The 24,546-nt window shown below is 35.7% G+C and carries 20 protein-coding genes and 1 tRNA gene; 5 read left to right on the top strand and 16 right to left on the bottom strand.

The window, feature by feature from the left end; genetic code table 11:
• Positions 1 to 2,133 (top strand): T9SS type B sorting domain-containing protein (locus ACTF54_RS04155; RefSeq protein ID WP_438968810.1); only part of this gene is annotated, 2,133 nt, incomplete at its 5' end.
• A 283-nt stretch (positions 2,134 to 2,416) separates the two neighbouring features.
• On the opposite strand, the gene ACTF54_RS04150 is transcribed toward ACTF54_RS04155, so the two are convergent.
• Together ACTF54_RS04150 and ACTF54_RS04145 are read right to left on the bottom strand one after the other, a co-directional pair.
• Positions 2,417 to 3,952 (bottom strand): OmpP1/FadL family transporter, encoded by a 1,536-nt coding sequence (locus ACTF54_RS04150; protein ID WP_438968809.1) that lies wholly within the window; start codon positions 3,950 to 3,952, stop codon positions 2,417 to 2,419.
• An 18-nt stretch (positions 3,953 to 3,970) separates the two neighbouring features.
• A complete protein-coding gene (locus ACTF54_RS04145; protein WP_438968808.1) occupies positions 3,971 to 5,041 on the bottom strand; it encodes a hypothetical protein in 1,071 nt (356 codons plus the stop codon).
• A gap of 109 nt (positions 5,042 to 5,150) precedes the next feature.
• On the opposite strand from ACTF54_RS04145, the gene proS reads away from it, so the two are divergent.
• The 3 genes from proS (at position 5,151) to rpsT (ending at position 7,079) form a co-directional block, all read left to right on the top strand.
• Complete coding sequence (gene proS / locus ACTF54_RS04140) at positions 5,151 to 6,629, top strand: proline--tRNA ligase (RefSeq protein ID WP_347195936.1); 1,479 nt, start codon at positions 5,151 to 5,153, stop codon at positions 6,627 to 6,629.
• Between the two features lie 82 nt (positions 6,630 to 6,711).
• Positions 6,712 to 6,783: transfer RNA gene (locus ACTF54_RS04135), tRNA-Glu, on the top strand.
• A gap of 41 nt (positions 6,784 to 6,824) precedes the next feature.
• Complete coding sequence (gene rpsT, locus ACTF54_RS04130; RefSeq protein WP_347195935.1) at positions 6,825 to 7,079, top strand: 30S ribosomal protein S20; 255 nt, start codon at positions 6,825 to 6,827, stop codon at positions 7,077 to 7,079.
• Positions 7,080 to 7,387: 308 nt separating this feature from the next.
• Here the strand turns inward: rpsT and ACTF54_RS04125 are convergent, their stop codons facing one another.
• The 6 genes from ACTF54_RS04125 to ACTF54_RS04100 form a co-directional block, all read right to left on the bottom strand.
• Positions 7,388 to 8,161, bottom strand: a complete 774-nt coding sequence (locus ACTF54_RS04125; protein WP_347195934.1) for a hypothetical protein — start codon at positions 8,159 to 8,161, stop codon at positions 7,388 to 7,390.
• 125 nt (positions 8,162 to 8,286) lie between these two features.
• Positions 8,287 to 9,351, bottom strand: a complete 1,065-nt coding sequence (locus ACTF54_RS04120; RefSeq protein WP_438968807.1) for a hypothetical protein — start codon at positions 9,349 to 9,351, stop codon at positions 8,287 to 8,289.
• Positions 9,352 to 9,428: 77 nt separating this feature from the next.
• Positions 9,429 to 10,205, bottom strand: a complete 777-nt coding sequence (locus ACTF54_RS04115; protein ID WP_347195932.1) for a hypothetical protein — start codon at positions 10,203 to 10,205, stop codon at positions 9,429 to 9,431.
• A complete protein-coding gene (locus ACTF54_RS04110; RefSeq protein ID WP_347202181.1) occupies positions 10,195 to 10,764 on the bottom strand; it encodes an RNA polymerase sigma factor in 570 nt (189 codons plus the stop codon). Before ACTF54_RS04110 ends, ACTF54_RS04115 begins: the two co-directional genes overlap by 11 nt.
• A gap of 200 nt (positions 10,765 to 10,964) precedes the next feature.
• Entirely contained in the window at positions 10,965 to 11,855 is an 891-nt protein-coding gene (gene era / locus ACTF54_RS04105) for a GTPase Era (RefSeq protein ID WP_347195930.1), read from the bottom strand.
• 76 nt (positions 11,856 to 11,931) lie between these two features.
• On the bottom strand, positions 11,932 to 12,558 hold the full coding sequence (locus tag ACTF54_RS04100) for a hypothetical protein (RefSeq protein WP_438968806.1): 627 nt from the start codon (positions 12,556 to 12,558) through the stop codon (positions 11,932 to 11,934).
• Between the two features lie 220 nt (positions 12,559 to 12,778).
• On the opposite strand from ACTF54_RS04100, the gene ACTF54_RS04095 reads away from it, so the two are divergent.
• Entirely contained in the window at positions 12,779 to 13,711 is a 933-nt protein-coding gene (locus ACTF54_RS04095; RefSeq protein ID WP_347195928.1) for a mechanosensitive ion channel family protein, read from the top strand.
• 40 nt (positions 13,712 to 13,751) lie between these two features.
• Here ACTF54_RS04095 and ACTF54_RS04090 read toward each other — a convergent pair whose 3' ends face one another.
• From ACTF54_RS04090 to ACTF54_RS04055, 8 genes are all read right to left on the bottom strand, one after another.
• Positions 13,752 to 14,585: a helix-turn-helix domain-containing protein gene (locus ACTF54_RS04090; RefSeq protein ID WP_347195927.1), complete on the bottom strand. Its 834-nt coding sequence runs from the start codon at positions 14,583 to 14,585 to the stop codon at positions 13,752 to 13,754.
• Positions 14,586 to 14,712: 127 nt separating this feature from the next.
• Positions 14,713 to 15,192, bottom strand: coding sequence for a nuclear transport factor 2 family protein (locus ACTF54_RS04085; protein ID WP_347195926.1), 480 nt, complete (start codon positions 15,190 to 15,192; stop codon positions 14,713 to 14,715).
• A gap of 244 nt (positions 15,193 to 15,436) precedes the next feature.
• Positions 15,437 to 17,347 (bottom strand): acetate--CoA ligase, encoded by a 1,911-nt coding sequence (acs, locus tag ACTF54_RS04080; protein ID WP_347195925.1) that lies wholly within the window; start codon positions 17,345 to 17,347, stop codon positions 15,437 to 15,439.
• A 24-nt stretch (positions 17,348 to 17,371) separates the two neighbouring features.
• The gene (locus ACTF54_RS04075; RefSeq protein ID WP_438968805.1) at positions 17,372 to 19,267 is read right to left on the bottom strand and encodes an acetate--CoA ligase; all 1,896 of its coding nucleotides are present in this window, start codon (positions 19,265 to 19,267) and stop codon (positions 17,372 to 17,374) included.
• 2 nt (positions 19,268 to 19,269) lie between these two features.
• Positions 19,270 to 19,635 (bottom strand): response regulator transcription factor, encoded by a 366-nt coding sequence (locus ACTF54_RS04070; protein WP_347195923.1) that lies wholly within the window; start codon positions 19,633 to 19,635, stop codon positions 19,270 to 19,272.
• The gene (locus tag ACTF54_RS04065; protein WP_347195922.1) at positions 19,632 to 22,319 is read right to left on the bottom strand and encodes an ATP-binding protein; all 2,688 of its coding nucleotides are present in this window, start codon (positions 22,317 to 22,319) and stop codon (positions 19,632 to 19,634) included. Before ACTF54_RS04065 ends, ACTF54_RS04070 begins: the two co-directional genes overlap by 4 nt.
• On the bottom strand, positions 22,312 to 22,503 hold the full coding sequence (locus ACTF54_RS04060; protein ID WP_347195921.1) for a hypothetical protein: 192 nt from the start codon (positions 22,501 to 22,503) through the stop codon (positions 22,312 to 22,314). Before ACTF54_RS04060 ends, ACTF54_RS04065 begins: the two co-directional genes overlap by 8 nt.
• 226 nt (positions 22,504 to 22,729) lie before the next feature.
• Complete coding sequence (locus ACTF54_RS04055; RefSeq protein WP_347195920.1) at positions 22,730 to 24,520, bottom strand: sodium:solute symporter family protein; 1,791 nt, start codon at positions 24,518 to 24,520, stop codon at positions 22,730 to 22,732.
• Between the last annotated feature and the right edge of the window lie 26 nt (positions 24,521 to 24,546).

Here is a 24,546-nt window from a genome sequence, read left to right as displayed (position 1 = left end):
GTTGTTTGTGATGATGTTACTAATGACGGTATCGCAATTTTTGATTTAACCTCTCAAGATGCTGATATATTAGGATCTCAAACAGCAACTGAAAATACCATCAGGTACTTTACTTCACAGGCAGACGCTACTGCAGGAGTTGCAGGAACTGAAATTGTTAATCCGGCAACGTATTCAAATGCTACTGTAGGTGGCGAGACTATTTTTGTAAGAATAGAAAATAATGCAGCTACAGATTGTGCTGATTTTGGTTCTTTTGAATTGATCATTAATCAATTGCCTGTAGCAAATCCAGTTGCAGATGTAGTTGTTTGTGATGATGTAAGTAACGATGGTGTAGATGTATTTAATTTTGATACGTATACCTCAGATGTTTTGTTGTTACAAGATCCAACATTATTTTTTGTTTCCTATCACGAGAGTCCTGCTGATGCCGCATCTGGTAGTAATCCATTACCAACAAACGGTTATACGAACATTTCAAATCCTCAAACTATTTATGTACGTATAGAGAATACGAACAACGATACCTGTCAAGATTCAACTACTACTTTTGATTTGGTTATAAATGAATCTCCTAGAATTATGGATGCTCCTGATCTTAATTTATGTGATGATCCAAGTGGCGATGGAGTAGAAATTTTTGATTTGACCCAAAATGATGCAACAATTCTCAATGGTTTAAACCCTGCTGAATACACAATCACTTATAGTAATGCTTCTGGTGTTATAACCTCTCCTTATTCTAACAATGGAAGTCCAGAAACTATTACTGTAACAGTTCAAAATATTTTGACTTTATGTTCAGATTTTACAACATTTGATTTGATTGTAAATCCTGTCCCTAATACGATACCATCTTTTACAGTTGAAGAATGTGATGAAGATGGAGATGGTGTCGCAAGTTTCACTTTTTCAGAGGTTACTAATCAAATAATTAATGGTCAGACAGGTGCTGCAGTTACTTATTACGATTCTCAGGCAAATGCATTAGCTGATACAAATGCTTTAGATATTTCAGGTTATAATAACACCAGTGCTTCTCAAACTATTACGTACCGATTAGAGTTTGTCAATACAGGTTGTTTTTCATTAGGTGAATTCGTCATTGAACCAGTGGATGCTCCTATTGCTATAATTCCTACACCAATAGAAGGTTGTGATGATGGTTCTGGAAATAGCACGGTAGATGTTAGTACTGCAAATGCTGAGGTTACAACAGGGCAAGCTGGCTCTACAGTAGTCTATTATTTAAACCAGTCAGATGCAGATAATCAATCAAATGGTATTACCAATGATTTTACCTACTCGGCAAATACAACTTTGATTGTAAGAGTAGATGATGATAATACGGATTGTTTCAGTTTTACAACATTAGATTTGATTTTTAATCCATTGCCATTACCTGAATTATTAAATCAGTATGTTTTATGCAGGGATGAAAATGGAAACCTAGTAAATGGTGCAGTAACATTAGATACAGGTTTAAATAATACTGAATTTAGTTTTCAATGGACTTTAAATGGCGCTGCAATAGCACCATCTACTGCAGCTATAGATGTTGTAGATGCAGGTGATTATGAAGTTACTGCGACTAGAATTTCAACAGGTTGTGAAAATACAGAAACTACAAATGTTAGAATTTCTAGTGTTCCAGATGTTTTTGATATCGACATCACAACCGATCCATTTGATAAAGATCATCAGGTAATTGTTACTGCTGAAGGTCCAGATTTATACTGGTTCCGTTTAGATGATGGTCCTTATGTTAATAATGGTGTTTTTGATGATGTTTCTCCTGGGCCACATACGGTTACTATAGCAGAAAGGAGTGGTTGTGGAGAGATTGTTATAGATATATTTGTTTTTGGTTATCCAGATTATTTCACACCTAATGCAGATGGTATTCACGATACTTGGAATATAATAGGTGGTGATCTTTTACCAGGAACAAAATTATATATTTTTGATAGATACGGGAAGCTTATTAAACAGCTTTCTCCTGACGGTGCAGGATGGGATGGAACTTATAATGGACAGCCTATGCCTAGTAGCGACTATTGGTTCAAAATAGAATATGCATTTAATGGTCAGCAGCGCGAGGCTTCTGGTCACTTTGCTATGAAAAGGTAGTTTATATTATTTCTTCATTAAAAAAGCACTTCTGTTAGGAAGTGCTTTTCTTATTTTAGGCTCTTTTATTCTTAAATCATGCAACAATACTGATTGAGTTAAAAAATGTGGTTAACTGTCTTAAAGAGTATAACCAATTTAATAGTTCTATCGCAGATGTCACACTTAATTAATGCGTCGTAAGATTCATGATGTAAATTCTTTTATTTAACAAAAAAGCACTTACATGAATAAGTGCTTATTAAATTATCGCTTTCGCGAAAGCGGAATAAATAAATTCTTATTATAGATTGAAGCTCAAAGAAATTACTATGTTATCTAAGGTGTTTAAAACGCCTGTTCTCGTATCTAAACCAGTGTCAAATAATTGTTGAGAAAAATCTCTTTCTGAACGGTCGTAAGAAATATCTAAGATAGTTTTTCCCCAAGTATATCCCAATCCTAAGCTATATCCTGTTAAGTCTCCCATGATTTCTTTATTGTTATAAGGAGATTCTTCCATTCGATAACCACCTCTAAGAGTCCAATTTTGCAATCGGTATTCGCCACCTATTCTTATGCTATTGGCTCTAGCTAGATTATTTTGTGCAGCTCTATTGTTGTCTCTGAAAAGCGCGCTGTCATCAGGACTAAACCTAAGCTGACTGTAATCTTTTGTGTTGTAGTTGAGACTTAATAGTCCTCGTTTACCAAATATATAAGCAATGCTTCCAGTTAAGCTTCCAGGGGAACGCAATCGGTAAGGTTCAAATAAATTAACAATATCTGGTCTGACAAATACTCTATCGCCTCCGTTAGATCCTATAGTAGTTATATCCTGTATTTGAGATTCTTCAATCGTATACCATGTAGGAGATTCATAAGTTGCGCCTACTCTAATGTTTTTGGTCAGTTCTCCTATTAGTCCCAATTGAAAAGAAAACCCATTACCATCGGTAAATAAAGTGTTATTAAAACTTACATCTGATATAGAGGCATCTGCATTAGAGTTACTTTCAACAATACTAGTAAATCGCTCCATGCTTATCACGTGAGAATTAAGATTGATTCCTAGATTCCACTTGTTATTAATTTCTAAAGCACCGTTAAAACTTATTTTACTGTTATAACCTATAGTTTCTACTAGATAATCTTGATTGAAATTTCCAGTCCCAGTGGCGCTAGTGTAAACGGTATTTTCTAAATCACTATTTCCATCAGGAGCATTAGGATCATCTGTGGTAGAATTTATAATACGGGATCTATGACCTAAAAACCCTTGTTGTGCTCCAAAGTCAAAATTCTGACCTAAAAATTGATATAACTCACTATTACTTTCATTAGGAAATGGTATAAAATTATCTACTGCAATTCCATTTGCGTTGTTTAAAAAGTATTCTGAGACAGAAATAGGACTAATTCCTCTCGCATTAATTCTGTTGTCTAGATCTCTAGTGATATCATAATTGAGGCTTAAAGCAAATTTTGATATGGTTCTACTTTGAGGAGATTGAAAAACTAAAACACCACCAGCTTGATTGATGCTAACATCTGTAGTGTTAGACGTGGTCGCTGTATTAAAGTAATTAGCTTCATTACTATTGCCTTGGATTCCTAAAGATATACCAGCAAAATTATTAGAAAACACTACAGAGCTAGCAGGATTTGAGCCTATCGCACTTAAATCTCCACCTAAAGCACCAAATGCGCCGCTTAAACCTCTATAGCGTGCAGTACCTTTTAGGTCTTCTCCTGTATAAAGTAATCCATCGTTAATAGATTGTGCGTTACAAAAAAACGCGCTAGCAAATAGCGCGCCTAAAATTAAAATATTTTTCATTTCTATTTTTTTTGAATGTTAACCTCTTCTTCCAGAAGATCTTCCGCTAGATGATCTTGATCCCGAAGAAGATCTTGATCCACCAGATGATCTCATGGTTCCTGATGAGCGTGAAGATCCTGAAGATCTCATGGTTCCAGAAGATCGCGATGTTCTTGTAGGTGATCTCATTGTTCCATTAGATCTAGTTGCTCTGGATGTTCTTCCATATGATGATGACCTGCGTGTCGTTGTACTTCTTGTGGCGTTTCTAGTTGATCTAGGGCCAGTAGATCGTAGTCTTGAATAATTACGATTGTTAACAGCTCTACTTCTTCCAGAATTTCTAGAAAATTCAGACCTACTTGTATTAACTGCTCTTCCTCTAGTGGCGTAATCGAGACCGCGACCTCTTGAAGTTCTCCCAGTGTTTTGGTAAGCATAACCCCTAATGATGTTTCTTCCAAAAAAACCGTTATTGAATCTGTTGCCATAGAAACCATTGTTCCAGCCCCAACCAAAACGGTTATAAAAACCGAAACCAGCATTCCATCCGAAACCGTTATTCCATCCCCAAGGACCTCCGCCCCATACACCAAAACCATTGTTCCAGCCCCATGGGCTACCCCAGACAAAACCGTTATTCCAGCCAAAACCATTGTTCCATCCGAATCCATTATTCCATCCAAAACCGCCCCAGCCGAAACCGTTATTCCATCCATTATTGTAATAATTTATTACTATTTCACTAGGGTTTGTTCCCCATCCAGGCTCTCCACCGCCATAGGTTGCTGTATAATCTGGATTTGATTCATCGTAGCTTGTAGAGGAGTAGGATTCTATATCTGTAAAAGTTTCATCTGACTCAAAGTTATTTCCATGGCTTTCTGCACCTTGTTGAAATAAAGATTCGTAATATGAAGAAGAATTATTTTCATAATTTTCTGAAGGCTTTGTCTCTTCAACTTGTTTTTCTCGATAATCGTCACCATAAATACCGTCGTTGTATGAAACACTTTCATAAGAGCCGCAAGAAACAAAAGCAGTAGCGATTAGAATCAGTGCTGCCAATCTGTAAAAAGCAGGCTTTTTTAAATTTAAATTTTTCATGACGTTTTTATTTGATAGCGTTTGATAAAAATAAGTAGTTTTGTCAAGCATTAAAAAGCATTTAACAAACTTCTAGTAAAGGAGCAAGTTTTATGCCAAACACAATATTATGGGCAAAAACCTTACAAGTAGAAGTGAAGATTACTCAAAATGGTATAATGAACTTGTAGTTCAAGCAGATCTAGCAGAGAATAGTGCTGTTCGTGGATGTATGGTAATTAAACCTTACGGATATGCAATATGGGAGAAAATGCAAGCAGAGTTAGATCGTATGTTTAAAGAAACAGGGCATCAAAATGCATATTTCCCATTATTTGTCCCTAAAAGTCTTTTTGAGGCCGAAGAGAAAAATGCAGAAGGTTTTGCTAAGGAATGTGCAGTTGTAACTCACTATCGTTTACAAAATGACCCAGAAAACCCAGGTAAACTGCGTGTGGATCCTAATGCAAAATTAGAAGAAGAGCTTGTGGTACGACCTACCAGTGAAGCTATTATTTGGAATACTTACAAAGGTTGGATTCAATCGTATAGAGATTTACCGCTATTAATAAATCAATGGGCTAATGTGGTACGATGGGAGATGCGTACTAGACTTTTTCTTAGAACTGCTGAATTTTTATGGCAAGAAGGTCACACAGCTCACGCTACTAAAAAAGAAGCGTTAGTGGAGGCAGAGCAAATGAATGATATCTATGCAGAGTTTGCTGAAAACTTTATGGCGATCCCAGTTATAAAAGGTCTAAAAACAGAAAGTGAACGCTTTGCTGGTGCAGATGAAACATACTGTATTGAAGCACTAATGCAAGATGGAAAAGCTTTACAAGCAGGAACTAGTCACTTTTTAGGTCAAAATTTTGCAAAAGCCTTTGATGTAAAATTTACTTCTAAAGAAGGAAAGCAAGAATATGTATGGGCAACTTCTTGGGGTGTTTCTACTAGACTCATGGGCGCTTTGATTATGACACATAGTGATGATCAAGGGCTTGTATTGCCACCTAATCTTGCACCTAATCAAGTGGTCATTGTACCTATTTTCAAAAATGAAGAGCAATTAAATGCGATTACAGATGTTGTAAATGGAATAGTCAAAGAATTAAGATCATTAGGCGTGACTGTTAAATTTGATTCTAGAGATACATTGAGACCAGGAGCAAAATTTGCACAGCATGAATTACAAGGTGTTCCGCTAAGAATAGCGATAGGATCCAGAGATCTAGAAAATGGTACTGTAGAGCTAGCTAGAAGAGATACTCTTTCTAAAGAGACAACTTCTATAGATGGAATAGCTGCAAAAGTTAAGGATCTCCTAGAAGAGATTCAAAAGGCGTTACATGATAAAGCATTAGATTACCGAGATACTCACATTACAGAGGTTAACAGTTTTGAAGAATTTAAAGAAGTGCTTGAAACTAAAGGCGGCTTTCTTTCTGCTCATTGGGACGGAACAGCAGAAACTGAAGATAAAATTAAAGAACTGACTAAAGCAACTATTAGATGTATTCCTATGGACGCTATAGAAGAGGAAGGCGCTTGCGTATACACAGGTTCAAAGTCCAATAAAAGAGTGTTATTTGCTAAGGCTTATTAATTTTTTTATTTTTTTTTCAATTCTTTGTTGTAGAATTAAAAAAAGTGTTTATTTTTGCAACCGCTTAACGAGCAAAATAAATGGCCCGTTCGTCTATCGGCTAGGACGCATGGTTTTCATCCATGTAAGAGGGGTTCGATTCCCCTACGGGCTACAATTTAAATCGGTTTTTAATTAAACCAAGTTTTACAAGATATGGCAAATCACAAAAGTGCTTTAAAAAGAATACGTAGAAACGAGGCTGCTAGAGTAAGAAATAAATACCAGCACAAGACTACACGTAATGCAATCAAAAAATTAAAGGAAACTGAAGACAAGTCTGCGGCTGAAAAGCTTCTTGTTGATGTTTATTCAATGATTGATAAGCTTGCAAAGAAAAATGTTATCCACTGGAACAAAGCTGGAAACTTAAAATCTAAGTTGACTAAGCATGTAAATGCAATGTCATAAGTTGAGATATTACAACGCAAAAAAAGCCTTTCAGTTTTCTGAAAGGCTTTTTTTATTTGATTCTTTTAGTTTTTATACGTTACAATATAAAGCTTATTCTAGTTCTTCTAAAAGAATGATTGGTCTTAATTAGAACCATTTTTGGGAATATATGTGATGTTTAAAAGTGTAAAATTTTCAATTAGATTACATTATTTGTTTATTTGAATTCTAATAATCTTTTAAAATCTCGCTTTCGCGAAAGCGTACAAAACAAAAAGCTCTTAGTTTCCCAAGAGCTTACTCATGTAATAAAAGTTGAGCCAAATTTACCTTAAACGAATCCCAAAAGAAACATAGCGTTCCTGTAAAGGAGAATCTTTAAAAATATCATTAAGACCATAGGTAGCAAAAAACTGTATATCATCCCAACCTGCATAAGCACTCAAGCCATAAGTTAGGTTGTTAAGCTCATAATCATTTGTCCTTGTATCTGTAATATCACGGCCTTCTCTTTCAAATTTGATAGCTTGTGATGAGGTAGTAACTAAACCTAGATAACCACCTAGGCCTATTACAAACGCGTCATCATCTCGATATCTTTTGATGCCATCTCTATAGGTTTGTAGTTTTCTGCTTCCAAACTCAACATGAAATGGTGCTACTACACTCACCTGTGTGAAATAGGAGCGATCTACATCAAAGCCTATAGGTTCTAATCTAGTGACGTTATTATTAGTAAAAAATGCTTTGTCATCATTTATATTCAAAGTATTAGTGCGCAGGGCTATACCGTAATTAAATCTAAATGTATCATTTTCTGGCTGCAGGCGTGTGGTAAACTCTAGACCAACTTCAAACATTCCAGAACCCCAAAAGCGATACGAATCTCCTATACCGTTTCTATTACTTAGAGCTTGATTGAAACCAAAAGCTAGTACTAAATTAGTAGTCGTTCTTACAAATTCTTTATCTCTACGGTCTTGATCAAAAATATCTAAAAAGTCTACTGGTGCTTTATCCAGTTCTTCTTGCTCTTCTGTTTCTTGCGCAAATGAGAAAGCACTAATAAGTGCAAACGAAATAAGTAGTATTTTTTTCATGTGTATTTTATTTTTAATTAAATTTATTCTTAAAAGGAACAGCGCTTTTATAATTAACTATTTTTTTACCATTAGAAAAACACCTCTAGAAACAAGAGCTTTTCTGGTTAATTTCAATAGATATCTTATTGTAATGCAATTCCAAAACTAACATATTGCACATCTACTGAATCTGATTTGAATATATTATTTAAATTCATGCGTCCAAATAAGGTTAGACTGCCGTAACCTACATATGCGTCTACTCCATATACTAATGTGTTTGTATCGAATGCATTTGAAGTATCTTGTCTTATGTTACGACCATCTTGTTCAAATTTATAGTTGAGTGTTGATCTGAGGTTAAATCCTATAAAGCCTCCTATACCAGCTTTCCATTCATTATAAGTGTCAAATCGAACTCTACCGTCCTCATAGTCCTTTCTTTTACTACCACCTATTTCTATATGTAAAGGAGCTACTAATTGTAGTTGAGTAAATTGTGCTTTATCAACGTTAAACCCTATAGGTGCAATTTGAGTATTTGATCCTCCTATTGTGACTGCTCTATTGCCATTTAATTCTGCGGAATGTAAAATCATATCTAGTCCATAATTTAATCGCAATAAACCATTATTCTTATCAAGTAAAGTATTCAGTCGAATTCCAAACTGAAAGAAGTTATTATTCTTATAGCTAAAATCATCTATAGTAAGATTATCGCCTGACCAATAGTTATAACCAAATGCCAATATGGAACTAAACTCTGTTCGATGGTGTTTTTTATACTTTCTATTATTACCGTTAAATATGGTTACCTCATTGTCAATAGGATTTAGTGTTACCGACCATTCTCCATTTTCCTGAACTATTTTTCTAGCCTTCATGTAATCAATTTTAGCTTCTATTAATTTGTTGTAAGCAATAATTCCTTGAGCAGTATTCTCTGCGGCCTCTTTTTTTTGTAGATCTGCTTCTTCTAGTGTGATTTTTTTAGCATCTAGCTGTTTGTTGATCTCTTCAATTTTTACTTTAAGTTTTTCTTTTTGTTTTTCTTCATTAGTTTTAGCTTGTTCCCGCATTTTAATTATCTCGGCTTCTATTCTTGTTTCTATAGCGACATATTCATCATTAAAATTTTCTTGAGCTAAAAGGCTGCTTGAAGATAGAATTAGTAATAATACAATAGTGATTAGTTTGTTTGTTTTCATGATTTAGTTGTTTTTAGATATAAGTATGGCTGTCCGTTTTTGTAAACAGCTTGTTTCTATAGGTTTATAAATTTAGATTAGTTATTCCCGTCTATCAACGTAAGAGCTTCTGCTTTAAGTTTGCCTAGTTTATCAAAGATTAAATCATTGACTCTATTACGTCGGTCGGTTTCAGCATCCCATTCTGCCTCTCTAATGAGTTGATCAACATTCATCGATTTTTCTACATACTCGGTTTCAGGTAGATTTTTATAAGCTTCTTTTAGTAAAAGCTCCATCTCTTCCTCTGCGGTTAATTTCTTTGATGTAGTTTGAGCAATAGAATTCATAAGCTCTGGATTTACAGAGTTATCGTCTAATAAGCTATTGCTATTCAATTTTTCTTCCTTAAAATTAGTAATAGGTTTTTCAATCGTAGTAGCTATAAGATCTGTTTTTTGTTTCTTGTCTATAGTTTCTAACTTTTTACTTTTAGATATAGAAGTTTGCGCTTCTTTATTGTTAGTGACAGATGCAAAGGCCTCTTTACTAATGGTCGTATTTAATGTAGAATCAATAACTTTAGTAGGGTTAATCATGTCTTGTTCTTTAGAATAAGAACTAGCAGGCTTATTTTGTGAATCTTCTACAACTACTTCATTTATTTTCTCTTCAGCTTCAATATCGTTAGTAACCACCGGATATACGAACATTGCAAAAATCAACACTGCAGCAACCGCACTCAGCCAGTAAATAAGTGGCTTCTTGTTTTTCCTTTCTTCTTGATCTAATCGTGATACAAGTTGATCCCAGGCTCCTGCGCTAGGTTCAATCTTACGATTATCAAAAGAGTTTTTTATATGATTAAGCTTCATAGCGTTGCTTTCTTATTCTTTGTACTTGTTCTTGTAACATCAATCGCGCTTTGCGATATTGAGTTTTGCTGGTATTCTCACTTATGTTTAATAGTTGAGAAATTTCCTTGTGTTTTATATTATCAATTGCAAACATGATAAATACAGTTTTGTAACCGTTAGGTAAGCTATCAATACATTCTTGTATTAAATCCAGTGGTACATCTGTTTCGTCATCTATGTCGCTATCATCACAACCTACTTTTTCTTCATTGATCTCATCCTTAAATTTAAAAGGATCTTTTTTCCTTAAATGATCAATACATTCTCTAATCATGATCCTGCGCACCCAACCTTCAAAACTTCCTTCGTGGGAAAAACTATCTAATTTTGTGAATATCTTAAAAAAACCATTCAGCATGATTTCTTCTGCTGTTTCTACTGGCGAGATATACTGACGGCACACACTCAACATCTTTGGTGCGTGCTTATCAAAAAGATGCTTTTGAGACTTTCTATCTCCTTTAGCAGCCTTTTGAATCAGCTTTTTCTCGTTAGTATAAAGTTGTATCACTTTCACAATTTACATGCTTTCTATTTATAAAGACGAGACTCTTTTAAAAAGGTTGTCTAAAAATTTAGTTTTATTTTGAAAATTGTGAAAATTCCGCTTTCGCGAAAGCGAAAACACAAAAAAGCCTTTTCCCAAATAAATGAGAAAAGGCTTCTATAATTTAAAATTCTACTTTGAAAATGTGACTTTAAAGTCCAGGCTATATTTTATTTGTTATCTCCTTTGTAGCCAAAACGCCTCAACTGTTTTTCATCACTACGCCAGTTTTTGTTCACCTTTACATAAAGTTCTATATGAACTTGCTTACCAAAAAACTTTTGCAAATCTTTTCTAGCTTCTGTACCTATGCGTTTAATAGCAGATCCTTTATGACCTATAATGATTCCTTTTTGGGTCTCGCGTTCTACCATAATAACCGATCGTATTCTGATGATTTTTTCATCCTCAAAAAATTCTTCGGTATCAATTTCTACAGAATAAGGAATCTCTTTTTTGTAATGCATTAAGATCTTCTCTCTGATGCTCTCGTTGACAAAAAAGCGTTCTGGCTTGTCAGTTAAAGCATCTTTAGGATAAAAAGCTGGTGAAACCGGCAATACTTCTACGATACGAGAAAGTAATTGCGGCACTCCAAAGTTTTCTAAAGCACTTATTGCAAAAATTTCGGCATTAGGTAAACGTTCTTTCCAGTGAGCAACAGCTTCTTCCAGTTGACCAGCATCACCTTTATCGATTTTATTGATCAATACAAAAACAGGAACCTCTGCAAAGGTTAAACGTTTTTCAAAAGCCTCGTTCTTAAGTTCTTTTTCTCCCAGTTCTACCATGTAAAGAATACAGTCTGCATCTTCAAAGGCATTTTTTACAAACTCCATCATACTTTCTTGAAGTTTATATGCTGGTTTTATAATTCCAGGCGTATCGCTTATTACGGCTTGAAAGTCCTCACCGTTTACGATTCCTAAAATACGATGACGTGTCGTTTGTGCTTTTGATGTGATGATAGAAAGTCGCTCTCCTACGAGTGAGTTCATCAATGTACTTTTACCTACGTTAGGGTTACCGACTATGTTTACAAATCCTGCTTTATGTTCCATAATGCAAAGATAGTATTATGATAGTGAGATGTCTATTTAGTTATCTAAGTTTTATAGAATCGCTTGCTTTTTAAAACTACTGTGAATAGATTAATTCATGATAGAAGGAATGTTCTACCATTAACGCATTTTTTTCAAATTGTAGGAGAATGGTCATCAATTCATCTGTGGTCATTTTTTTAAAATGATACTCAAAATAATCTATTTCTAAGCCTTCTCGATTGGTTATGGACTGCATATTAAATTTAATATAAGCTTGCTTTTCTGTTTTAGGAAAGAAAAACAATTGATCTTTAGTGCTTACTAGATATTGCTCAATGGCTGTTTTGTATTTCTTGCCTATTGTGGATAAAGTGTCGTTTGTGAACATTATTTTCCTTGCATGATTTATAATATCAGATGAAGAATCACTAATTATGATATTACTTATTTCATATTCAATGTTTTGAAAATCTATTATAAATGAAGAAGTTTTATCATGAAATTCTTCAGATTGTACAAATATAGATGCGTACTGTTCTGGATTATCAATGGCTAGATTCTTTATTTCATTACGAATTAATTTATTCTCAGCCCTAAAATAAATAAGGTCTTCATTCAAATTTTGACGATAAAGATCATGTATTAAGATATCTGAATTTTTCTCTTTGCAAGAAATAAATAATAATGACAATAGAATGAGAAGTGATAGCTTGTTTTTCATTCTATAAAGATAAGGTTTGTTGAAAATTCGCTTTCGCGAAAGCGAAAAACATAAGTTCATCATAGAATTAAACTGATGATTTTAAATAAACTAAGTAGTTCTAGTTTAAAAGTTAAAAATGAATTGTATTTGTGTGAAAACTAATTCAAAATAAAAATAAATTAGTTAAACCTTGTTAATGGCTTGTGATTAATACAATATGCTGTCTATTTTTATGCTTATGACAATTTTACAACAAACAGAAAAAGCAGCAGAAGCTGTAGAAAAACAAGCAACAGAATTAAAAGATAGTGGTACTTTGATCTGGGAACAACTCGCATCATGGTACAATTCTTTTATTACCATGTTACCTAATTTAGGAATTGCAATAGTAGTTCTTATAATCGCCTATTTTGTTTCTAAATATGTGGATCGTGGTGTTCGTAAATTAATGGCAAATAAAACGCAGGAAAGTGTTAAACGTCTCGCTGGTAAATCAGTAGCCATATTAGTTGTTTTAGGTGGTATTTTTATTGCGATGAGTGTCTTACAACTTAATGACGCTGTACAAGGAATTATCGCTGGTGCTGGTATTTCTGGACTGGTTATAGGTCTTGCATTACAAGGATCTCTTTCTAATATTATTAGTGGTATTGTACTTTCCTTCCGTAAACAAGTGAAAGTAGGTGACTGGATAGAAACAACTGACTATTCTGGTCAGGTGGTGGAAGTGCAACTGGACAAGTTTATTCTCAAAGAGGCAGATAACAATCTAGTGGTTATTCCTAATAAAACAATCATTGATAATCCTATGAAAAACTGGACACTCACAACGCGTACAAGGGTTACCTTAAATTGTGGGGTAGGATATGAGAGTGATCTTGAAATGGTAAAAGAACTAGCTATCGATACTATAGGTGGTATGTTTGAACAAAAAGGCGATGAAGAAATTGAATTTTTCTATAATGAATTCGGCGATAGTAGTATCAACTTTATGCTTCGTTTTTGGACAGATGCTACAAAAGCAAAACAAAAGCATCAGGCTTTAAGTGATGCTGTAATCGGATTAAAGAAAGCATTTGATGGTAAGAATATTAATATTCCATTCCCAATAAGAACGTTAGAGTTTAATAATAGATTAGAAACCGTTAGACAAGGAGTTGATGCTTCTTAAATTGACAAGAAATTTACATTAAAATACAAAAAAGTCTCAACTAGTTACCTAGTTGGGACTTTTTGCTTTTATCTGCATATTTTATGATATAAATAATTTGAAAAATATCAAATACAATCATGAATAAAATAGCAATAGGTGCAAGGATAATTGTTATGGTCATCGCACCAGCAATTAAAGCAATAAATCCCATGTACTTATCTGTTCCTGTTTCTTCCTTACGCTGCGCTAGATATCCAGCTCCTAACATGATATAGGCTATTCCAGTCATTACTACCACCGCAATTCCTAAGATAATATCAGTAGATCTATAAAAATTTGTTTCATAATCAATAAAGAAAAGCAAAAAAGCAGTTGAAGAGTTGTACAAAATTGCTGCAAGTACTGCTGCAATTTTAAGCAAACTATTTTCTCTTACCTTGCCTATGTGGTAAATGCCTTGGCATAAAAGCAATGCTGATATAATACTTGTGAAACCAAAAATGCTATAAACCGAATAGGGCAAGATGTTGTTAAAAGTAAAAGAGTGGATGACGTCGTTAATAGTCATCATTTGATAGGAAATGAATAACAGTATTCCTCCAACTCCTGATAATAATAGCTTATTGCTATTGTAAGTGTGACTTACACTTTCAGTATCCTTTCTTACTTGAGTGCTATCGGTTGACGTAGTTCCTTGGAATACTTCATCAAACGACTTTCCTAGAGCTTCTAATATATTCTTAACCGTATAACTGCGTGGAGTTACATCTCCATTTTCTATACGCTGTATAGTGCGTACATTGATATTGCACTTTTCTACAAGTTCTTCTTGTGTAAGTCCTTGCTCTTTTCTCAACGCTGCGATGTAATTTCCTAATTCTGGCTGATTCATAATTGTTGTTTTAAATTGACCTTGCAATAGTACTTGATCATCAAAGGTGATTCAAAGTTTTTCCAACTCATTTTGCCCGACATTTACACGGCAATCGCTTGAATAGCCTGTAAGCCTTGAAAATGGATTACTCCACTGGCATTCTCGTAGAATGCATTAATTCTAGTTTCCAGACAGAATCTTGTTTTACAGCGACTACACTTTCTAACCAACCGCGGTTATAAGAAAGTGTATCTCTTTTAAATGTTCCTGTATTGTGATAGGCCAGCCATAATTTATCTCCATTTACACGCGCGCCGATGCGTTCAAAATTATTTATTCGCTTAGTATTTGAAACACGTTTTTGTGCTTTTAAACACCAGTTTGCAATGGTATCGTTATTCCATACTTCGCCGTGTTCTAATAATAAAAAATCATCGGTTTGATATTTTGTGATGGCATTTTCATCATAACCAGCCCATACTTCATCAAAAAGTTTTTGCACCACTTCTTCTACAGCGGCTATGTCTTCTTCATCTGTTTGTTGAAGTTTTTTTGGTTCTTTATTTGCACAAGAAATAGTGGTAATTGCGAATAATAGTATAGCTAATACTTGGAGCTTTTTCATATTGAGTTGTTTAATTTGTTCAAATGTAACGAATGGAAATTTAGCTTGATAATCAATCTTTATGAGAAAACTTTTATATCGTTGATCGTAAAGAGTTTAAAATATATGTTTTCATTTCATTTAGTGCCTGATACATTACACATAGTAATTCTAACTTTTACATATAAAAAATCCTGCTTTAAGATAAAAGCAGGATTTGTATCAATTCCGCTTTCGCGGAAGCGAGATAATAACCATCTAAATTTTATACCAATGCGGTATCCATAATTTCTTGAACCACTTCAGGATTCAATAAGGTACTAGTATCACCTAAGTTGCCAGTTTCTTTACTTGCTATTTTTCTTAAAATACGGCGCATGATTTTACCACTACGTGTTTTAGGCAATCCATTGGTAAACTGAATTTTATCCAGCTTTGCGATAGGACCTATGCGGTCTGTTATCAACTGATTAATTTCTTTGCGTAGATTATCATGATCGCGTCCTTCACCAGTTTCTTTCAAGGTGATATAGCCATAAAGTGCGTTTCCTTTAATATCGTGTGGGAAACCTACGATCGCACTTTCGGCAACTGCTGGATGTTCATTTATAGCATCTTCTATAGGTGCGGTTCCTAGATTATGACCGCTCACTATAATAACATCATCCACACGACCAGTAATTCTATAATAACCTACAGCATCGCGACGTGCGCCATCTCCTGTAAAATACATTCCTTTATAAGCGCTAAAATATGTATCCCTATAACGCTCGTGATTCCCATAAATAGTACGTGCCATAGATGGCCACGGATATCTGATGCATAAACGTCCTTCTACTTGATTTCCTTTAATTTCGTTTGCGTTTTCATCCATTAACGTAGGTTGAATTCCTGGTAATGGTAAGGTCGCAAAAGTAGGTATGGTAGGTGTAGAATAAGGAATCGGACTTATCATGATTCCGCCAGTTTCTGTTTGCCACCAGGTATCTACTATAGGACTATGGTTTTTACCTATATTATCATTATACCAGTGCCATGCCTCTTCATTAATAGGTTCTCCTACAGTACCTAGAACTTTTAAACTAGACAAATCATATTTATTTACAAAATCTATATTCTCTTTGGCCAGTGCTCGTATCGCAGTAGGTGCTGTGTAAAATTGAGTGACTTCATGCTTTTCTACAATTTCCCAGAAACGTCCATAATCTGGATACGATGGTACTCCTTCAAACATGACGGTTGTAGCGCCATTTGCCAGCGGTCCGTAAACGATGTAACTATGACCAGTTATCCAGCCTATGTCTGCCGTACACCAGTACACATCATTTTCTCGATACTGGAATACATTCTTAAAACTATAAGCCGTATAAACCATATAACCACCAGTAGTATGAACCATCCCTTTAGGTTTACCGGTTGATCCAGAAGTGTATAATATAAATAATGGGTCTTCAGCATCTACTATGGTAGCTGGACAGTTTTTGCTAGCTTTATCTAATAAAGGTTGTATCCAGATATCACGACCTTCTTTCATAGTTACATCGCCGCCTGTTCTTTTTACAACTAGGTTAGTAGTCACTCCTGTGCAGCTTTCTAGTGCTTCATCTACTATACTTTTTAAGTCTATAGATTTCTTACCACGGTAACTTCCATCACTACATATCACCATTTTACAATCACAATCGTTGATACGAGTTGCTAGTGCTGTAGCGCTAAATCCTGCAAAAACTACAGAATGTACCGCTCCTATTCTGGCACATGCCAGTACAGAAATAGCCAGCTCTGGAATCATAGGTAAATAGATACAAACGCGGTCTCCTTTTTCTATGCCTTGCTCTTTAAGCACATTTGCAAATTGAGAGACGCGCTCGTGTAATTCTTTATACGTGATATGTTGCGCACCTTCACTAGGGTCGTTAGGTTCAAACAAAATCGCTGTTTTATCTGCTCTGGTAGCGAGATGCCTGTCTATACAGTTTTCTGTAATATTCAGTTTTGCACCTTCAAACCACTTTACTTCAGGTTTAGAGAAATCCCAGCTCAAAACGTTATCCCATTTCTTGCGCCACAGGAAATGTTCCTCTGCGATTTCTTCCCAAAAACTTTCTGGGTTACGTACTGATTTTCTATAAACTTGCCAGTATTCTTCAAGGTGTTTGATATGGTAATTACTCATAATAATATATTTTCAATTAATTTTTTATTGATGTATTCCTATAAGGTGTGTTTTATAAACCGTCATAATCTCGTTAATGATTTCTACATCATCTATGGTAGAAGGAATTTTGAACTCGTGTTCGTCTGCGATGTTGCGCAGTAGTTTTCTTAATATTTTACCGCTACGTGTTTTAGGTAACCTGTTTACAATTAGTACATTTTTAAAGGAGGCTACAGCACCTATTTCATGACGTACGTTTTTAATAATCTGTTGTGGCACTTCACTTAGTGGATTAGAACTATCGGTTTTAAGAACAATTAATCCCAGTGGCTGTTGTCCTTTTAAATCGCAATAGATGCCAAAAACCGCACACTCTGCCACATCTGGATGGCTGGAGACGATTTCTTCCATTTCGGCAGTGGAGAGTCTGTGTCCAGCAACATTTATAATATCGTCTACACGACCAGTAATAAAAACATAACCGTTTTCATCTTTATAACCACCATCACCAGAAGAATAATAGCCTGAGAAACGCTCTAGATATCCTTTCTTAAAACGCTCTGTATTACCCCATATATTGAGTAATGTTCCTGGAGGCAATGGTAATTTAATACTGATGTAACCTTCTTCATTTGCTGCTGCAGGGTTGCCGTTTTCATCAAGCACTTGTATATCATAACCACAAACTGGTTTTCCAGCACTACCAGATGGTACTGGTAAGAGCTCCACACCAGCCATATTTGCCAGCATGGGCCAGCCACTTTCTGTTTGCCACCAGTGGTCTATGACAGGAATGTTAAGATGTTGTTGAGTCCATTTTAGTGTTGCCGCATCACAGCGCTCGCCTGCTAGAAATTGATACCTTAAGGATGAAATATCATACTTTTTAATAAAACCACCATTAGGGTCATCCTTCTTTATCGCTCTTATGGCAGTAGGAGCAGTGAACATAACATTAACTTGATGCTCGCTTATCACTCTCCAGAAAGTACTAGCATCGGGAGTTTTTATGGGTTTCCCTTCAAATAAGATAGTGGTATTGCGATTTATTAATGGTGCATAAACTATGTAGCTATGACCTACTACCCAACCTACATCACTAGCTGCCCAGTACGTTTCTCCTTCATTTACTCCGTACACATTTTTCATAGAGAACTTGAGCGCTGTAGCATAACCGCCGGTATCTCTTATGATTCCCTTAGGTGTTCCCGTTGTTCCTGAGGTATATAAAATATAAGATGGATGTGTGGACTTAAGAGCAACAGGAACTACTTTTGTCGCCTTATCCACGAGCTTGTTATAATCTATGTCATAGGTTTTAGGCGCACTAGACGGTCCATTTTCACGTTGAAATACTATGACATGTTCTGGCTGATAAGCGGCTTCTTGAATTGCTTTATCTACAAAAGGTTTATAAGGAATTACACGTTCTATCTCTACTCCATGAGATGCGGTAATTACTGCTTTAGGTTTACAATCATCTATACGTATCGCTAACTCATGTGGTGCAAAACCGCCAAAAACTACTGAGTGAATCACACCTAACCTTGCACAAGCCAGCATGGTATAAATAGCCTGCGGTATCATAGGCATATAAATCAGGCACGTATCTCCTGTTGCTAGTCCTAGAGATTGCAGTCCGCCAGCAAGTCTAGCTACCTCATCGTGGAGTATATCATAGGTAATATATTCTTTTGTACCAGTTACTGGACTGTCATAAATAATCGCATTTTGCGCTCCATAACCATCCTTAATATGTTTGTCTATGCATAAATAACTCAAGTTAGTCCTTCCATCTTCAAACCACTGATAATAGTCGTTTGCATCTTTAGAGAGTATAGTTTGTGGTTTATGAAACCACTCAATAGCATTTGCTTGTTCCTTCCAGAACTGCTCGGGATTGTTGATGCTATTCAAATAAAATGAATTGTAATCCATGATTATATACGTATTAAATTATCCACCGCTGCAATCAGTTTCTTCACTGAGAATGGCTTGGTAAAATATAAATCTGCGCCTAGACTCAATCCTTTTTCTATATCGGCTGCTTTACTTTTAGCAGATAGGAATATGATTTTCGCTTTCGCGAAAGCGGGATTCTTCTTTATAATTTCAATAGTCTCATAACCATCTACTTGTGGCATCATAATATCAAGAACCACCAAATCTGGTATTTCTCGTTCCATAATCACTAGCGCCTCGCTACCATCACGAGCTATAAATACGTTATACCCTTGTTTCTGGAAGGCATATTCCAGCGACATGACTATGTTAGGTTCATCATCTACTATCAATAACTTCTTCATAATCCTCCTGTTTTTAATGCTACTATAAATCGTGCGCCATTTTGAAATTCTTCATCTACGGTAAGAGTGCCGTTGTGATTTTCCATAATATGACGGCTTATGGCAAGTCCCATACCACTGCCTATGGGTTTTTTAATGTTCTGATTATTTGATTGGTAAAACTTCTCAAAAATGTACTGCATGTCTTCTTGTGGTATTCCTTTACCGTTATCTTCAAAAGACATTACTATTTCATCGCCATATTGTTGGGTTTGTATTTTAATGGTTCCGGTATTTTCTGGAACAAATTTGAGACTGTTACTCAACAAATTAGTAAAGACTTGTAATATGCGGTCTTCGTCATAAATAAGACTTACATTTTCTACCGTTTCTATTTCTATATGCACTCCTTTTTGTAAAGCAAGCTGATAGATTCCATCTACCGCTTTAACCAGTGTATCCTTTAAAAGGTGTTGCTTTTTATCCATAATATCACGACCACTGGATAGTTTTTCTAAGTCCAGAATATTTGTGATAAGTACGGCTAGTCTGTCAGCATCATTAACAATATTATTTAAGAATTTTTGCTTTAATTCTTTAGGCATGTCGTCATCATCTGCTAGTATTTCGCTGGTGGCTCTTATGGATGCCGTTGGCGTTTTTAACTCGTGTGCTACAGTATCTAGGAATTCGTCTTTTTGGCGGTCTTTTTCTACTAGAGCAAGATTTGCATCTTTAAGTCTATCGCTTAAGCGCTTTAAATCATGTGATTGCTGTTGTAATTGTTTGTTTGCACTTATAGTTTCCTTATTTTCTTCTAGTATTTTAAGTACTTCGGGCAAGGTTACTGGTTGCTCTTTTACCACACTACTTATCATCAGTTTTGCACTGGCAGCACCTATGGAACCGGTGAGTAATTTTTCAGAAAAGTTGACCAGTCGGGCATCGGCTTTTTCTTCTTGTGGATTGAGCTCGTACTTGCGATAAAAAATATCTAGCGCCCTAGCGGTGCGTTTTTCTCCTAGAAACCTCACTAATGCTTTTTTAATTTCAGCCACATAAGCTTCTCCTCGCCATACAAAGGCATTTTCTTCTAGTTCTCCATAACTGGATGCGTTAACAACAAGTTCTGCATAGTTACGTTCTCTATAGTTTCCTTTAAAAACTACCGAGAAGATGAGGTAAAACATTAAATTAAAAACCATGGACCAGAAAAACGCATGCGTTACTGGTGGCATAAAATCAATTCCAAAAAGCTGATAGGGTTTCAATAATGCAATTCCTGCTGGACCTTCACTTACAAAAGTGCTTCCATCGATAAAAACTTCATTGAGAAATGGGATGGCAAGCGTGTAAAAAGTGACTATCGAACCAGCTAGGATTCCCATTTTAGCAGCTATCGCACTGCCTCGATTCCAAAACAATCCTATAAAAAATGCTGGAGCAAGTTGTGCAATAATTACAAAAGCAATTAAACCTATACTGAATAATGACAACTCGATATTAAAATTCACATAGAAAAAATAAGCGCCTATAATGAGTATGAATATGGAAACACGACGCACATTTTTAATACGCTGCGCGTTATCCTCAGGATTGCTTTTATTAAGTAATTTTATAAATCCGTAAGGTATAATTAAGTTGTTACTTATCATGGTACTTAGTGCCAGCGCACTTACCACCACCATAGAAATCACAGATGATAAACCACCTAAAAAGACCATCAACCCTAATAACTGATGACCTTGCTGTAAAGGGATATATAAAGTGTAATAATCTGGGTTAAGGTCGCTGGAAAGTAATAATTTTCCTGCCCAAGCGATAAAAATCACGAACACATTAAACAGTAATAAGTACAGTGGAAAAACCCAACTGGCCTTTTTTAAATGACTGGTAGAGGTGTTTTCTACCACACTTACCTGAAACTGTCTAGGCAATAAGAATATCGCAAAAAACGATAGCGCTATCATAAAATACCAGTTGATACTGGACTCTATATTCGTGAACGTGGCTAGTTCTTCAAAACCATCTAGTGCGCTTATCTGATTATAAATATCTGTCGTGCCGTTAAACAAGTAAAAGATCACATAAATACCTATGATTAAAAAGAAAACTAATTTTAAAACACTTTCTACCGCAACGGTAAAAACGAGACCACTGCGCCTGCGCGACGCATCTGATGTTTGTGTTCCAAAAAGTGCTACAAAAACAGCGAGCAATACAGCAATATAAAAAGTACTGTCTGTAAGAATGGATGTGCTCTTTACTCCATCAGATAAAATATCAAAAGTTTCAGAAACGGCCTTAAGTTGCAAGGCGATGTATGGCAGTACAGCTACTACACAAATCACGGTTACTATAGCTCCTATAGAACGATTATTTCCATAGCGCAGCGAGATAAAATCTGCTATACTAGAAACTTGATATTGTTTAGAAATAAGCACCACACGTTTCATAATGATAATCCACAACGGCAATGCAATCACAGGCCCTAGATACGTGGTTAAAAAGCTCACACCACTGGTAGCTGCTATTCCTACACTACCATAGTAGGTCCACGCACTACAATATACTGCCAGCGATAGGGCATAAACCCATGGATTATGCACCCATTTAGATTTGGATTTACGGTCTGCCCAAATCCCTACAGCAAATAACAGCGACAGGTATCCTATAATTACTAATATGATGGCATAACTAGGCATATCTATTGATAACAGTATAAGTTATAATCACACTCACTAACCACACAAAAAACACATAAGCATACAACACAGGAATCCCTAAAACCGATGCATCACTATTAAAAATAAAAATAATAGGTATGTTAAGGAATAGGATTAATCCTATGGAAAGTATAACGAGTTTTTGCTGGTGTCTTTTTTTCATGGCCTTAAATTAGGAATTATTTTAATCCTTTTTAGACTTTATGATGTTTAGGTTTATGGTTATCCACGCTTTTGCAAAACCGTAATTATTGCAAGCCTTAAGAAATAAAGCAAGCAGCGCTTTTAGGTAAAGCGCAGCTTGCAGTATAACTATATGAACATTTTATTATGAATGTTTTTCATTCAGAAGATTTCCATCTTATTGAGATTTCCACCTGCGTGGAAACTTAGTGACCAGTAGCCTCTCCAGCCCCGCTAGGGATACGTATATTCTCAACGATATCTTGCACATCTTGCGGTGGTGGCGATGTGAAATGACATACCACTAGACTAACTACAAAGTTGATGAGCATGGCAATGGTTCCAAAACCTTCAGGCGAGATACCGAACCACCATTCTTCTTTACCTGGTAATGTCTCGTCCATCCAGCCTAGTCTGTATTTTACCATATATAATAACATGGTTACGATTCCTACTACCATACCTGCAATAGCACCTTCTTTATTCATGCGCTTGTAGAAAATCCCTAAAATAATAGCTGGGAAAAATGATGCTGCTGCTAGTCCAAAGGCCAGTGCCACAACCGCAGCCACAAATCCCGGCGGATTGATACCAAAATATCCTGCCACACAAACTGCTCCTACAGCACTTAAACGTGCAGCGATTAATTCGCCTTTTTCAGAAATATTAGGGTTAACTACTTTCTTAATTAAATCATGAGAAACAGAAGAGGAGATTACTAGTAATAATCCAGCTGCCGTAGAAAGTGCTGCTGCTAATGCTCCTGCGGCAACTAGTGCTATCACCCATCCTGGAAGGTCTGCGATCTCAGGATTTGCCAGTACCATAATATCATTATCTACATAAAGTTCATTTGCCGTAGACATGTTAGGATTAGTTGTTTGTCGATTTCCTAGTGCGGTGCGCTCTTTATCTTTAAAAGATGGAGTGTTTTTATCACCGATGAATGCACTTCCAGGACTGTATTGAATGATACCATCGCCATTTTTATCAGTCCATGCGATAAGTCCAAGGTCTTCATAATTCTTTAACCATTGTGGCTGGTTTTCATAAGATTTACCTACTACGTTATCTATCATGTTTGTTTTTGCAAATACGGCAACAGCAGGTGCCATAGTATAAAGAATAGCAATAAGTAATAATGCCCATCCAGCACTTTTACGAGCATCTTTTACACGTTTTACAGTAAAGAAACGAACAATTACGTGAGGTAATCCAGCAGTTCCTACCATTAAAGCAAGTGTGATTGCAAATACATCAATAGTAGATTTAGAACCATCTGTATATGCGGCAAAACCTAACTCTGTACTCAGTCCATCCAGTTTATCTAGTAAATAAGTTCCAGAACCATCAGCAAGTGTACTTCCCATTCCTAGTTGAGGGATAGGATTTCCAGTCATTTGTATAGATATAAAAATCGCTGGAACGGTAAAAGCAAAAATCAGTACACAATACTGTGCTACTTGCGTATAAGTGATTCCTTTCATACCACCTAGAACGGCATAAAATAAAACGATAATCATTCCTATAATCACACCTGTATTGATATCGACCTCTAGGAATCTAGAAAATACGAGTCCTACACCACGCATTTGACCAGCTACGTAAGTAAATGAAACCAGTAGTGCGCAAAATACAGCTACTAATCGAGCCGTTTTTGAGTAATAACGATCACCTATAAAATCAGGTACAGTAAATTTCCCAAATTTCCTGAGGTAAGGTGCCAGTAATAAAGCCAGTAGCACATATCCACCAGTCCATCCCATAAGATAAACAGAGCCGTCATAACCGGCAAAAGATATGATTCCTGCCATAGAGATAAAGGAAGCGGCACTCATCCAGTCAGCAGCAGTTGCCATACCATTTGCAAGTGGTGAAACGCCACCACCAGCGACATAAAATTCTTTAGTTGAACCTGCACGAGTCCATATTGCAATCCCTATGTAAAGGGCAAAGGTTACTCCTACGAGTATATAAGTCCACATTTGAACATCCATAATATTTTGTTTAATTGACTACTCTT

The organism is Nonlabens sp. (assembly GCF_965657255.1).
Classification (GTDB): Bacteria; Bacteroidota; Bacteroidia; order Flavobacteriales; family Flavobacteriaceae; genus Nonlabens.
Note: the sequence above shows the minus strand (reverse complement) of the source record. Positions and strands in the feature narration are given on the sequence as shown.